Annotated in this window: 12 protein-coding genes; 6 read left to right on the forward strand and 6 right to left on the reverse strand. The window is 66.5% G+C overall.

Going from position 1 to position 12734, the window contains the following annotated elements; genetic code table 11:
* Positions 1–10: 10 nt before the first annotated feature.
* Entirely contained in the window at positions 11–1525 is a 1515-nt protein-coding gene (locus L1787_RS09765) for a sugar ABC transporter ATP-binding protein (RefSeq protein ID WP_235708615.1), read from the reverse strand.
* A 64-nt stretch (positions 1526–1589) separates the two neighbouring features.
* Positions 1590–2552, reverse strand: a complete 963-nt coding sequence (locus L1787_RS09770) for a sugar-binding protein (RefSeq protein WP_235708616.1) — start codon at positions 2550–2552, stop codon at positions 1590–1592.
* Between the two features lie 506 nt (positions 2553–3058).
* Here L1787_RS09770 and L1787_RS09775 point away from each other — a divergent pair.
* From L1787_RS09775 to L1787_RS09785, 3 genes are read left to right on the forward strand one after another with little or no spacing between them, the layout of a single operon-like run.
* Positions 3059–4336, forward strand: coding sequence for an amidase (locus L1787_RS09775; RefSeq protein WP_235708617.1), 1278 nt, complete (start codon positions 3059–3061; stop codon positions 4334–4336).
* A 34-nt stretch (positions 4337–4370) separates the two neighbouring features.
* Entirely contained in the window at positions 4371–5015 is a 645-nt protein-coding gene (gene grxB, locus L1787_RS09780; RefSeq protein WP_235708618.1) for a glutaredoxin 2, read from the forward strand.
* Between the two features lie 49 nt (positions 5016–5064).
* The gene (locus tag L1787_RS09785; protein ID WP_235708619.1) at positions 5065–5406 is read left to right on the forward strand and encodes a hypothetical protein; all 342 of its coding nucleotides are present in this window, start codon (positions 5065–5067) and stop codon (positions 5404–5406) included.
* Between the two features lie 57 nt (positions 5407–5463).
* On the opposite strand, the gene L1787_RS09790 is transcribed toward L1787_RS09785, so the two are convergent.
* The 4 genes from L1787_RS09790 to L1787_RS09805 form a co-directional block, all read right to left on the reverse strand.
* On the reverse strand, positions 5464–6744 hold the full coding sequence (locus tag L1787_RS09790) for a TRAP transporter large permease (protein WP_235708620.1): 1281 nt from the start codon (positions 6742–6744) through the stop codon (positions 5464–5466).
* Positions 6744–7220 carry a TRAP transporter small permease gene (locus tag L1787_RS09795; protein ID WP_235708621.1) on the reverse strand — a complete coding sequence of 159 codons (477 nt, stop codon included), beginning with the start codon at positions 7218–7220 and terminating at the stop codon, positions 6744–6746. The genes L1787_RS09790 and L1787_RS09795 overlap by 1 nt, the downstream gene beginning before the upstream one ends.
* A 7-nt stretch (positions 7221–7227) precedes the next feature.
* Positions 7228–8199, reverse strand: coding sequence for a C4-dicarboxylate TRAP transporter substrate-binding protein (locus L1787_RS09800; protein WP_235708622.1), 972 nt, complete (start codon positions 8197–8199; stop codon positions 7228–7230).
* 125 nt (positions 8200–8324) lie between these two features.
* Entirely contained in the window at positions 8325–9065 is a 741-nt protein-coding gene (locus tag L1787_RS09805; RefSeq protein WP_235708623.1) for an SDR family oxidoreductase, read from the reverse strand.
* A 425-nt stretch (positions 9066–9490) separates the two neighbouring features.
* Here L1787_RS09805 and L1787_RS09810 point away from each other — a divergent pair, with 425 nt between their 5' ends.
* The 3 genes from L1787_RS09810 to kdpA all read left to right on the forward strand — a co-directional run bounded on the left by L1787_RS09810 (position 9491) and on the right by kdpA (position 12734).
* A complete protein-coding gene (locus L1787_RS09810; RefSeq protein ID WP_235708624.1) occupies positions 9491–10567 on the forward strand; it encodes a family 8 glycosyl hydrolase in 1077 nt (358 codons plus the stop codon).
* A gap of 177 nt (positions 10568–10744) precedes the next feature.
* Entirely contained in the window at positions 10745–10918 is a 174-nt protein-coding gene (locus tag L1787_RS09815; RefSeq protein WP_235708625.1) for a hypothetical protein, read from the forward strand.
* A gap of 106 nt (positions 10919–11024) precedes the next feature.
* Positions 11025–12734, forward strand: coding sequence for a potassium-transporting ATPase subunit KdpA (kdpA, locus tag L1787_RS09820; protein ID WP_235708626.1), 1710 nt, complete (start codon positions 11025–11027; stop codon positions 12732–12734).

Below are 12734 nucleotides of genomic sequence, written 5' to 3' on the forward strand. Positions count from 1 at the left end.
CCTTTACTCGTTAAGCGGCCGCGTGGGCCGGCGCATTGACCGCGAGTTCGAGGACGTTCTCCTCGGTGAATGTCGCGCGATCGGTGAGGATTCCGCTGATCTGCCCCTCGTGCATCACGGCGATGCGGTCGGAGACGCCGATCACCTCCTCCATGTCGCTGGAGATCATCAGGACGGCGACCCCGGCATCGGCGAGCTCGCGCAGGACGGTGTAGATCTCCGCCTTCGCGCCGACATCGATCCCGCGCGTCGGCTCGTCGAAGATCATCAGCGAGGGCTGCATCGAGAGCCACTTCGCGAGGACGACCTTCTGCTGATTGCCGCCCGACAGGGTGACGACCTTGGTCTCGACCGACGGGGCGCGGATGTTGAGCCGCTTCTTCTGCCGCTCCGCGGTCTCCGTCTCGCCGCGCCGGCGGATCAGCCCACGCTCGGCATAATGCTCGACGTCGGCGAGAGTGACGTTGACGCGGATCGGAAACTCGATGATGAGGCCGGATTGCTTGCGATCCTCGGGGACGAGATAGATCCCCTGCGCGATCGCCTCACGCGGATGGGAGACCGTGACGGGGTCGCCGTCGAGCGTGACGGTGCCGCCGAGCGGCGGATCGATGCCGAAGATCGTCCGCGCGAGCTCGGTGCGGCCGGAGCCGACGAGGCCGGCGAGGCCCAAAATTTCGCCGCGCTGGATATCGAGATCGACGGCGCGGTCGGGAAACGGGCTCGACACGAGGCCGCGGATTTCGGCGCCCCGGCTCGGCGGGCGGGCCGGCGGGGTGTAGAGGGCCTTGAGGTCACGCCCGATCATCAGGCGGATCATCGCATCGTGCTCGATCTCGTCGCGCTGCAGGACGCCGGCGAGACGCCCATCGCGCAGGCAGACGACGCGGTCGGCGCACGCCTCGACCTCGTTGAGGCGGTGGGTGATGTAGATGACGGCGACGCCGTGGCTCTTCAGCTCCTCGATCACGCCGAGAAGGCGCTCGGTCTCGGAGACGGTGAGGCTCGAGGTCGGCTCGTCCATGATGATGAGGCGGGCGTCGAGCGACAGGGCCTTCGCGATTTCCACCATCTGCCGCTGGGCGATCGACAGATCCGCCACCGGGGTGCGCGGGCCGAAATCCACCTTCAGCCGTTCGAGAAGCGGGTGCACCATGATGCGCAGCTTCTGCCGGTCGATGAGGCGGAGCGGGCCGCCGGTCTTCGGCTCACGGCCGATATAGATGTTCGCCGCGACGTCGAGATTGTCGAAGAGGTTGAGCTCCTGGTGGACGAAGGCGATGCGGGCTGCCATCGACTGCGGCACGGTGAGTGCGGTGTGCTGCGTGCCGTCGATCTCGATCGTGCCGCTATCGGGCGTTGCGACGCCGCCGAGGATCTTCATCATCGTCGACTTGCCGGCGCCGTTCTCGCCGATGAGGCCGACGACCTCGCCCGGCGCGATCTCGAACGAGACGCCGGCAAGGGCCGTCACGCCGGGATAGGTCTTGCCGATATTGGTGAGCGTCAGGAAGGGTGTCGTCACGGTTTCCCCCACGCGTCGCCGAGACGGCCCGCAAGCCGCCTCGGACGCTTCGGTTCTCGCGTGGTTATTGGGACAGGAGCGCCTGCATCTCCTTGCGGAACTCCTCGACATTCGAGGCGTCGATCACCTTCGTCGGGATGATCATCAGGCCGTCATCGGGGATCATCGAGGTGTCGCCCTCGATCACCTTCGCCATGTTGATCATCGACTGATAGCCGAACTCGAACGGCTGCTGGACCACCGTCGCCTCGACGATGCCGTCGGCGATGCCGCGCAGCGTCACGGGATCTTCGTCGAAGCCGATGACCTTGACCTGTCCGGTCTTGCCGGCCGCGCGGACCGCTTCCACGATCTGCGGCGTGTTGTAGGACCACAGGCCGACGAGGCCGTCGATGTCGGGATAGGTCGTCAGCGTGTCTTCGACGTTCCGCTTGGCGCGGGCGAAATCCACCTCGTCGGTGCGGATGTCGATGATGTTGATGTTGCCGCCTTCGAGCACGTTGCGGATGCCCTGCACGCGCTCTTGCGCGTTCGCCGCGCCCATCGTGCCGACGAAGAGCATGATGTCGCCGCCGTCGGGCAGCGCTTTCTTGATCAACTCGCCCGCCTGCTCGCCGGCGGCGACATTGTCCGTGCCGACATAGAGCATGCGCTTGGTGTCGGGCGCGTCACTGTCGGACGTGAAGAGGACGGCTTGCTCGGCGACGCGGTTGAGGAGATCGCGGCTGTTCGCCGGGTCGATGACGCTCACCGTGATGCCGGCGACGCCGCGGGTCAGGAGGTCGTCGATGATGCGGCGCTGTTCGGCGGCGGTCGCCTCCGAGACGACGTGCATTTCGGTGGTGTAACCGTCGAGCTCCTGACCGGCCTTTTCGACACCACGGCGGCCGATCGTCCAGAAATCGGCGGCAGCGTTGGTGACGAAGGCGAGGACTTTATCGTTCTGCGCCTGGGCGTGGGCCGGGGCGTAGCTCAGCGTCGCGGTGAAGGCGGCCGCAACGGCCGCCATGAAAAGGCGCTTCTGCATAGATATCCTCCCATCCATGAAAACCGACATCGGAACGTCGGCGATTTTTTCTTTTGATGACCGGATGGTGCTGGTTTCCACACGTGGCGTCAATGGGCGTTGCATGACCGCCCTCTTGCTATCTGTAGACGAATATATCCGAGAAACAGCAGGTCATTTAACGGTTCGATCAAATCTCTAATGCGAATGGCCGTGTCGCAATTTTCCTGTTTTTTTGGCCGGAATCAGTGACGGGAGTTGGCGGCGCACGTTCGCATTCACGCGATCCCCGGCGCCGGCGAACCGGCCATCGCCGCCCTCACCCCCCTGGAGCTCGCGAAGCGGATCGCTTTAGGATCCAACGTCCCTTCCAGGCCCGGCAACGCGAGGTGACATGCCCGAGCCCACTCCCAGCACGCTCAGCGAATTGCGCGCCACCGAGGCGATCGCCCTCTTCACCGCCCGCGCGCTGTCGCCGGTCGAACTCGCGCGCGACATTCTCTCCCGCATCGAACGGTCTCGATCCGGTGTTCAACGCCTTCTCCCATGTCGACGCCGAGGGGGCGCTTGCCGCGGCGAGCGCATCGGAGGCGCGTTGGCAGGCGGGACGGCCGATCGGGCCGCTCGACGGCGTTCCGGTGACGATCAAGGATCTGACGCTGACGCGCGGATTGCCGACTTATAAAGGCTCCGCCACCACCCCCGTCGGCCCGCCCTGGGACGACGACGCGCCGATCGCGGCGCATCTTCGCGAGGCCGGGGCGATCACCATCGGCAAGACGACCTCGCCCGAGTTCGGCTGGAAGGGCGTGACCGACAGCCCGCGCTACGGGATCGCCCGCAATCCCTGGAACAAGGATCTGACGCCCGGCGGCTCGTCCGGCGGGGCCGGCATCGCCGCCGCGCTCGGCCTCGGCCTCCTCCATCAGGGGAGCGACGCCGGCGGTTCGATCCGCATTCCAGGCGCCTTCACCGGCACGTTCGGGCTGAAACCCACCTTCGGCTATATCCCCCAATGGCCGGCGAGCGCGATGACGACGCTCTCCCATCTCGGCCCGATGACGCGCTCGGCCACCGACGCCGCGTTGATGATGACGATCCTCGCGAGGCCCGACCCGCGCGACGGCTATGCCGGCCTCCCCTGCACCATCGACTGGACGGCACCGCCGCCGGCCGACCTCGCCGGCCTGCGCATCGGCTATAGCCGCGATCTCGGCTATGTCTCCGTCGCGCCGGACATCGTCGCGGCGGTCGACGCGGCGGTCGAGGCGCTGCAGGGGCTCGGGGCCGAGATCGTCATGGTCGATCCCGGCTTCGCCGACCCGCAGGACGTCTTCAACACCTTCTGGTCCGCCGGCGCGGCGCGGCTCCTCGGCCGTATCGATCCGGCCGAGCGCGACAGGGTCGATCCCGGCTTTCGCGCCATCGCGGAAGACGGCGCGCGGCTCACCCTGTCCGACTATATGGCCGCGGAGGAGGACCGCATGGCCCTTCGCGCCCACATGGCCGCCTTCCACGAGACGTTCGATCTCCTCGTCACGCCGACGATGCCGATCGCCCCCTTCGCCGCGGGCCGTGACGTGCCGGACGGCGGTCCTTACCGGCGTTGGATGGATTGGACACCCTTCACCTACCCGTTCAACATCACGCAGCAGCCCGCCGCCACCGTCCCCTGCGGCCTCGACGGGTCGGGCCTGCCGGTCGGCGTCCAGCTCGTCGCCGCGCGCTTCCGGGACGATATCGTGATGAACGCCGCCCGCCTTCTCGAACAGCGCCTGCCGGTGCTGTCGCCGCCCCTCGATTGACGGTCCGACCGGACCAGCCGCCCGAAAGGACGCCATGAAGCTCTACGTCTACGACCATTGCCCCTTCTGCATCCGCGCCCGCATGCCCTTCGGCCTGAAGGCGATCCCGTTCGACCTCGCTTTTCTCGCCAATGACGATGAGGCGGGACCGATCTCGATGATCGGCGTGAAGATGCTGCCGATCCTCGAGGACGCGGACGGCTTCATGGGGGAAAGCCTCGACATCGTCGCCAAGGTCGACGGGGTGGCGGGTCCGCGCCTCTTCGACGGTGCGCCGCGCGAGGCGATCAAGGCCTGGCTCGGGACCTGGATCGACACGGCGAACACGCTCGTCATCCCGCGCACGCCGGATCCGATCTTCCCCGAATTCCGCACCGAATCGGCGCGCGCCTATTTCACCGCGGCGAAGGAGAAGACATTCGGCGATTTCACCGCGCTGCTCGCCGCCACCGATACGGCACGCGGGAAGATCGAGGCGGGTCTTGCGGATCTCGTGCCGATCCTGCCCGACCACGAGAGCGCCACGATCGACGATATTCTCCTCTTCCCGATCCTGCGCGGCCTCACCATCGTCCCCGATCTCAAAATGCCCGACCCTGTCGCGACCTATGTCCGGCGCATGTCGGAGCGGTGCGGCGTGCCGCTCGTCACCGAGCTACAGGCCGCGGCGGCTCAATGAGGCCGCGACGCGCGTCGGTTGGTTGGCGGCTTGTCCGCCTTCCTCGCGCGTGCAAGGCTCGCCGTCCCGTCCACATAACAAGAAGACATGGGAGATTCCCCTGCAGTTCATCGCCATTCTGACGCGCCGTGAGGGCTTTCAGCCCGAGGATTTCGCCCGCCACAGCGCCGCCGAAACCCGCCGCGCCACCGAACTTTATGCGGAAGGCGTCTTCCGCCAGATCAACTCCCGCGCCGACGGCCGCGGCGCGATCCTGACGATCGAAGCGCCGGACGAAGACGGCGCCCGCGCCGCCATCGCGTCTCTGCCGCTCGTCGAGCTGAACATGCTTTCGGTCGAGCTCTACGGCCTCAACGCCTATCGCGGCTTCACCGCGACGCTCTCCCAGTAGACCGCCGCCGCGCCGACCGGGAGACCGCCGACCCGACGGCCTCCCGGTCCCGCACGCTCAGCCGAAAACCATGTTCGGCAGGAACAGCACCACGGCCGGCACGAAGACGAGGAGCAGCGTGACCACGGCCACCGAGACGAACAGGAAGACCGATTCGCGCGTATACTCCTCCACGGTGCACTTCAGGATCGAGCACACCGTGTACATCGCCGCCCCGACCGGGGGCGTGAAGTTGCCGATCGTCGCCGCGATGATGAAGACGATGCCGAAATGCACCGGATCGCCGCCGAGCTGACGGATGATCGGCACGAAGATCGGCGTCAACATGATGATCAGCACCGTCGCGTCGATGAAGAGACCGGCGACGAGCAGGAACACCACCATCAGGATCATCGTGCCGTACAGATCATCGGTGACGCTGAGCATCGCCCCGGAGATCACCTCCGGCACCCGTTCGAGAACGATCCCGTAGGTGAAGATGGCCGAGAAGGCGATGAGGAGCATGACAGCGCCGACATCGGCCACCGCCGTCGACAGCGCATCGACGAACGCCGACCTGGTGAGCCGTCGATAGATGACGACCCCGATCACGACGGCATAGACCACCGCGAACGCCCCGATCTCGGACGGCGTGAACAGTCCGGTGCGCAGCCCCGCGAGGAGCATCACCGGAAACAGCAGCGCCCAGAAGCCGCCACCGAAGGCGCGGCCCACCTCGCGCGCACTCGGCGCGGTCTGACGCTCCGCCTTGTAGCCGCGCCGATGCGCCGTGAAATACACCGCAAAAGCGAGCCCGGCCCACAGGCAGAGCGCCGGGATCACGCCCGCCGCGAACAGCCGCCCGATCGAGACATTGCCGATGGTGCCGAACAGGATCATCCCGATCCCCGGCGGGACGATCGGCGTGAGGAGCGCGCCGAACGACAGGATGCCCGCGGTGAAGCCGCGCGAGAAACCGCGCTCGATCATCGGCCCGCCGAGCATACGCGACTGCATCGCCGCGTCGGCGATCGCCGAGCCCGACACGCCGCCCATCAGCGCGGACAGCGTTACGGAGACCTGGGCGAGGCCGCCTTTGAGCCGCCCGGTCAGCACCGACGCGAGGTCGAGCAGCTTCTCGGTGATGCCCGCCCTGTTCATCAGGTTGCCGGCGAGGATGAACAGCGGGATCGCGAGCAGGGCGAAATTCTGCGTCTGGCTCACCGTCCGCTGGATGGGGATCGTGAACGGCAATTCCGGATGTTGGATGAAGAAGAGCGCCCCGGAAATCCCGATCGCGAACGCGACCGGCATCCCGATGACGAGGAGAACGCAAAAGGCGATCGCGACGAGCAGCATCAGGACGCCTCGCTTGGTGCCGCGATCATGCGGCGCGCCTTCCCGATCGTCGTGACGAGGAGGAGCAGCGCCCCCACCGGCAGGCTCGCGGTCACGAAGGAGAAGCTGATTTCGGGGATGCCCTGGAAGGAACGGCCGCGACTGACCCAGGTGAGCCACGCCCCGGCGATGACCAGAAACACCAAAAAGGCGATGATCAGCGCGACGTTCACCACCTGAAGCCCGCTCCGCCACCGCGCGGGCAAGAGCTTCGGCACGAGATCGACCGACATCAGCGCGTCCCGCCGCCAGGCGACGTCCGCCGCGAGAAAGGTCGCCCATGCGAAGAAGCAGGTCGCGAAGTCGATGGTCCAATTGAGCGGCGTCGCCATCATCCGGGCGACGCCACCGGCGAAGATCAGCACGACCATCGCCAAGAGGAGGACCGCGGCGAGAAACGCCTCGGCCCGATGCAAGATCTCACCCGTCCTCCTCATGGATCGCTCAGTTCCCGAGTTCGGACTGAACGGTGGCCTTCGCCTCGGCGATGCCGAGCGCCTCATAAGCGGCGTCACCAGCGGCGCGGAACGCTTCCATGTCGACATCCTCGACGATCGTCATGCCGGCCTCTTGGAGCTGCGCCTTCGCCTCGGCCTGCTTTTCGGCGATCTCGCCGGACGTCGCCTGGCCGGCCGTGCGGCATTCCTCGACGAGCGCGGTCTGATAATCCTCCGGCAGACCGTCGAACCAGTCGGACGAGACGACCTGGAAGTTCACGAGGAGGATGTGCTTGGTCTCGTTCGCCGTGCTCAACACCTCGTTGAGGTTGCCGGCGACGATGTTCTGATAAGTGAGCTCAGCCCCGTCGATCGCCCGCTGCTGAAGGCCGGGATAGACGTCGCCGAAATTCATCGCGGTCGGCGCGGCGCCGAGAGCGCGGATCGATTCCTGCCAGATCGGGGCCGGCGGCGTGCGGACGCGCTGGCCCGACAGGTCGTCCGGGGTGCGCGCCTCCTTGTTGAGGAAGAAGTTGCGGAACCCCTGCACCCAGTCGAAGCAGACCACCTTGAGGCCATGCTGGGCGGCGAGTTCGTCCTGCCATTCCTGCATGGTCGGGCTGTCGTTGAGCGCGAAGACGTCCTCGTTGGAGCTGACGAAATAGGGGCCGTTCACGACCGCGATGCCCGGCACGTAGTTGCCGAGACGCGCCGCGTCGGTGTTCTGGCCGACATTCGCGCCCTGGCGGATTTGCTCGATGATGTCCTCTTCGACGCCGAGCTGGGCGGAATGATAGACGTCGATCTTGAGGCCGCCATCGGTGCGCTCTTCGACCGCCTCGGCCCATGCGAGGAAGCCTTGGTGATAGGGCTCGGACGGGCCGAGAACGTGGTTGAAGCGAAGCGTAAAGTCCTGCGCGAACGCGGCGCCGGACATCAGGCACGTCGCGAGCGCGCCCGCGATCAGTGAACGTGTCATCGGTATCCTCCCATTCTTGTTGCAAGTCTTCTCGCCCGGCGCCGGCGGCCTTGGCCGGCTCGGACGGGCGAGCGAACGAATGCGGCCTCCGCCGCGCGCCGCGTCGGGCGCATGTCGGTACGGCGTCACAGTGTCTGTCCGCCGTCGATCACGAGAAGCTGTCCGGTCATGAAGCGTGAGGCATCGGAGGCGAGGAAGAGCGCGCCATTTGCGAGCTCCTCCGGCGCGCCGAGCCGGCCCATCGGCTGACGCTCGACGAAGGTGCGCCGCATTTCGGCCGGATCGGGCGCGGCAGCGATGCGCGCCTCCAGCGAGGGGGAAAGCGTCGTTCCGGGACAGAGCGCGTTGCAGCGGATGCCGTCGCGAATGAAATCCCGCGCGACCGACTTGGTGAGGCCGATCATCGCCGCCTTGCTCGCGCCATAGGCAAAGCGGTTCGCCACTCCCGTGACCGAAGAGGCCACCGAGGCGACATTGACGATGCGGCCGTCGCCTCGCTCCACCATTCCCGGAAGCGCGGCGCGGATCGTGCGAAAGGCGGCGGTGACGTTGGTGTCGAAGCTTTCGGCCCAAGTTGCTTCGTCGCAGTCGAGGACGGTGCCGTTGGCCACCATCCCGGCGCAGTTGATGAGGATGTCGATCCGCCCCGCGGCGGCGACCACGGCCGTGATCGCATCCGGATCGGCAAGGTCGAGGGGGACGGGTTCGATATCGCCGTGTTCGGGCAGGTCCGCCATTTTTGCGGCGGTGCGGCTCGCCGCCACGACGCGCGCGCCCTCCGCGGCGAACGCGAGGCAGATCGCCCGACCGATCCCCTGACCGGCACCCGTCACGAACGCGGACATCGAGGCCAATTGCCCGGCCATCACGCCTCTCCCACCACGGCGCCTCTGCCTGAACGCCTTTTGTGCACACTATACATTCCAGCGGACGCCACGCAAGGCGAGACGTCGGACGGTCAACGGGGGCGATCGAATGTCGAAGGCGAAACGAGCGCGGCCGCGATGACCGCCGGCCTTGGTGTGTCAGGTGGCGGCCCTCGGTCGGCCCGCCTGGCCGGTCCTTCAACACCGGCGACCGCCCGCAAATATCGGCGGCCGAGCGGCGGACCGTGCGCCGCCGCGCGGGGCTGAGCTTTTCTTTCTGGCGTCTTGGAGAACGGCGTCGCGCACGGCTCGTGCGGCGCCGCCGACATTCAGGCGAAAATCGGGAGATTATTTCTCAAAATTGTGTTTTCTTAAATTTTGAGAGCAAGAAGCCGCATCGCCGCCCTCTGCTCTTGGAGGATTCCATGCGTCTCAGGTCAGCGTTGCTTGCTCTACTTCTGCTGCTCTCCCTTTCACCGCGATCTTACGCTCTCGACCAATCCTACATGCCCTATCTCGGCCAGCTCCCTCCGGCCGAGCAGCAGTGGTTCGCCGCCGCGTTCCAGATCTACAGAAAGGCGTTCATCCAGCCGGATGGCCGCGTGTTCGATCCGCAGAATGGCGGCATCACCCACTCCGAGAGCCAGGGCTATGGGATGCTGCTCGCCTTGCTCGGCTCCGATCCGGAGACGTTCGACCTCATCTGGCGCTTCGCCAAGGCGAAGATGCAGCGCGCCGACAAGCTGTTCGCCTGGAAGTGGGTGCCGGGCCGGGGCCTGACGGATCGCAACAACGCCTCCGACGGCGAGATCCTCATCGCAACCGCGCTCGGCCTCGCCGGAATGCGTTGGGACAACGCCGAATATATCGCCGAGGCGACGGCGATCGCGGAGGCGACCGGCACCAAGCTCATCCGGGAGTTTGGCGGGTTCACCGTCCTCCTCCCCGGCGAGTGGGCGGCCCCGACCCCGCGCGAGCCGGATCCGACGCTTAATCTCAGCTACTATATTCCCCTGACGCTCCCCGTCCTCGAGGCCCTCGCGCCGGATCACCCATGGGAAAAGGTGATGCGCGACGGAGACGCCATTCTCGATTCGCTGATCCATCCGCCGTCCGACTGGTCGACGGTGAATGCCTACGGCGAGGTGGTGCCGGCGCGAGGCTTTCCGCCGCGCTTCAGCTACGACGCGGTCCGCATTCCGCTCTATCTCATGCAACTCGGCCGCACGAGCCCGAAGGTCACCCGCTACCTCATGGAAATCTGGCCCGACGACACGCGCGACATCTATCCGTTCGATGTGTTCACGTTCGCCAGAACCGACAAATTCTGGGGTAAATCGTATGTTTTCATCTACGAGATGCTGCACTGCCTCGACGATGGCACCCCAATCTCGGCCGATGCCACCGAAATGAAGATGACGAACTATTTCGACACCAGCCTGCATTTGATGGCGATCGCCGCGATGTACGCCCACTATCCCGAGTGCTTCCCGCGCTATTGAGCGGCCGGCCGGCCCGCCACGCCGGGCCTATAAAATCCGCATAAGGATTTTGCAGCGTCTTTGCGCCCGCCCGGCGCGTTCCGAATAGAGACCAGACGCGCGCCGCACGATCTTCCGCCTCGTCAATAACGGCGGAGACCACCCCATGCCGATCGCCAAACGCCGGCCCATCGCCCGATGGGACCGGCCGCCTGGACGCGCTCTCACCCCGGCGGCCGCTCGTCCGCGCCACCGCGCCGGTCGGCCCGCGCCTTTGAGAGAACCATCATGATGACGCTCGTCTATCTCGCGACGCTCGTCGCGGCCTTTGCGCTGTCCTTCGGCCTCATTCGCCTTTGCGCCCGGATCTAGAGGCACACCATGAGCATAGAATTCCTACTCGGCGGAGCCGTTGCCATCGGCATCCTCGTCTATCTCGGCTTCGCGTTCGCCGACCCGGAGAATTATTGAGCATCCGATGGTCATCGATCTCGCACAATTTGCGCTTTACGCGCTTCTCGTCACGACCACGGCCATCGCCCTCGGCGCCTGGATGGACATCGTCCTTGCCCGGCCGCGGACGGATCATCCCGTTTTCGCGCGGGTCGACGGCGTGCTGTGCCGATCCGCCGGCATCGACCCCGCCGCCGAGCAGAATTGGCTGCAATACGCGGCCGCCGTGCTCGCCTTCAATCTCGCCGGGGCGCTGGTCCTCTACGCCATCCTTCTCACCCAGGCCGCGCACCCCTTCAACCCGCAGCACCTGCCGGGACTGTCGCCCTGGCTCGCCTTCAACACGGCGATCAGCTTCATGACCAACACCAACTGGCAGGCCTATGGGGGCGAGACGACGCTCTCTTATTTCAGCCAGATGGCGGGGCTGACGGTGCAGAATTTCGTCTCCGCCGCCACCGGCATCGCCGTCGGCGTCGCGGTGATCCGCGGCTTCGCGCGGCGGGAGACCAAGACGATCGGCAACTTCTGGGTCGATCTCGTCCGGGCGACGGTGTGGATCCTTCTGCCGCTCGCCATCGTCGTCGGCCTTGCCCTCGTGGCGCTCGGCGTGCCGCAAAATCTGATGCCCTATACCTCCGCCGAGACGCTGTCGGGCGGGGTGCAGACGATCGCCCAGGGGCCGGCGGCGGCGCAGATCGCGATCAAACAGCTCGGCACCAATGGCGGCGGCTTCTGGAACGCCAATTCCGCCCATCCTTTTGAGAATCCGAGCGCCCTCACCAACCTCATCGAGATGTGGGCGATCCTCGCGCTGCCCGCGGCGTTCTGCTTCCTCTATGGCCGCATGGTGCGCGATCGGCGGCAGGGGCGCGCGATCTTCGCCGCGATGGCGATCGTCTGGGCCGTCGGGCTCGGCGTGACCTACGCGGCCGAAACGGTCGGCAACCCGTTGATCGCGGACGTTGTCGCCGGGGCGCCGGCCAACATGGAGGGCAAGGACGCCCGGTTCGGCATCGCGAGCTCGGCGCTCTGGGCCGTGTCCACCACCGCCGCCTCGAACGGCTCCGTCAACGCGATGCACGACAGCTTCACGCCGATCGGCAGCCTCATGCCCCTCGTCAACATCCTCACCGGCGAGGTGATCTTCGGCGGTGTCGGCGCGGGCTTTTACGGGATGCTCTCTTATGTCGTCCTCGCCGTCTTCATTGCGGGGCTGATGGTCGGCCGGACGCCGGAATATCTCGGCAAGAAGATCGAGACGAAGGAGGTGAAGCTCGCGCTTCTCGCCTTCTTCGCAATGCCGGTCGGCATTCTCGGCGGCGGCGCGCTCGCGGCCATCGTTCCGCAGGCGGTCGCCGCGGTGCAGGATCCCGGCCCGCACGGGCTGACGGAAATCCTCTACGCCTACGCCTCGGCGACCGGCAACAACGGCTCCGCCTTCGCCGGCTTCGGCGCGGGCTCCCCATGGCACACGACGGCGCAGGGTCTGTGCATGATGCTCGGCCGGTTCGCCTACATCATCCCCATGCTCGCGATCGCCGGTGCCCTCGCCGAAAAGCGCACCTTCGCGCCCTCCGCCGGCACGTTTCCGACCCATGGACCGATCTTCGTCGGCCTCCTCGTCGCGGTCATCCTCGTGCTCGGCGGTCTCACCTTCTTCCCGGCGCTCGCGCTCGGCCCGCTCGCGGAACAGTTCGCGATGGCGGCCGGCACGACGTTCGCCGTCCACTGA

Source organism: Acuticoccus kalidii (genome assembly GCF_021556395.1).
Lineage (GTDB): Bacteria > Pseudomonadota > Alphaproteobacteria > Rhizobiales > Amorphaceae > Acuticoccus > Acuticoccus kalidii.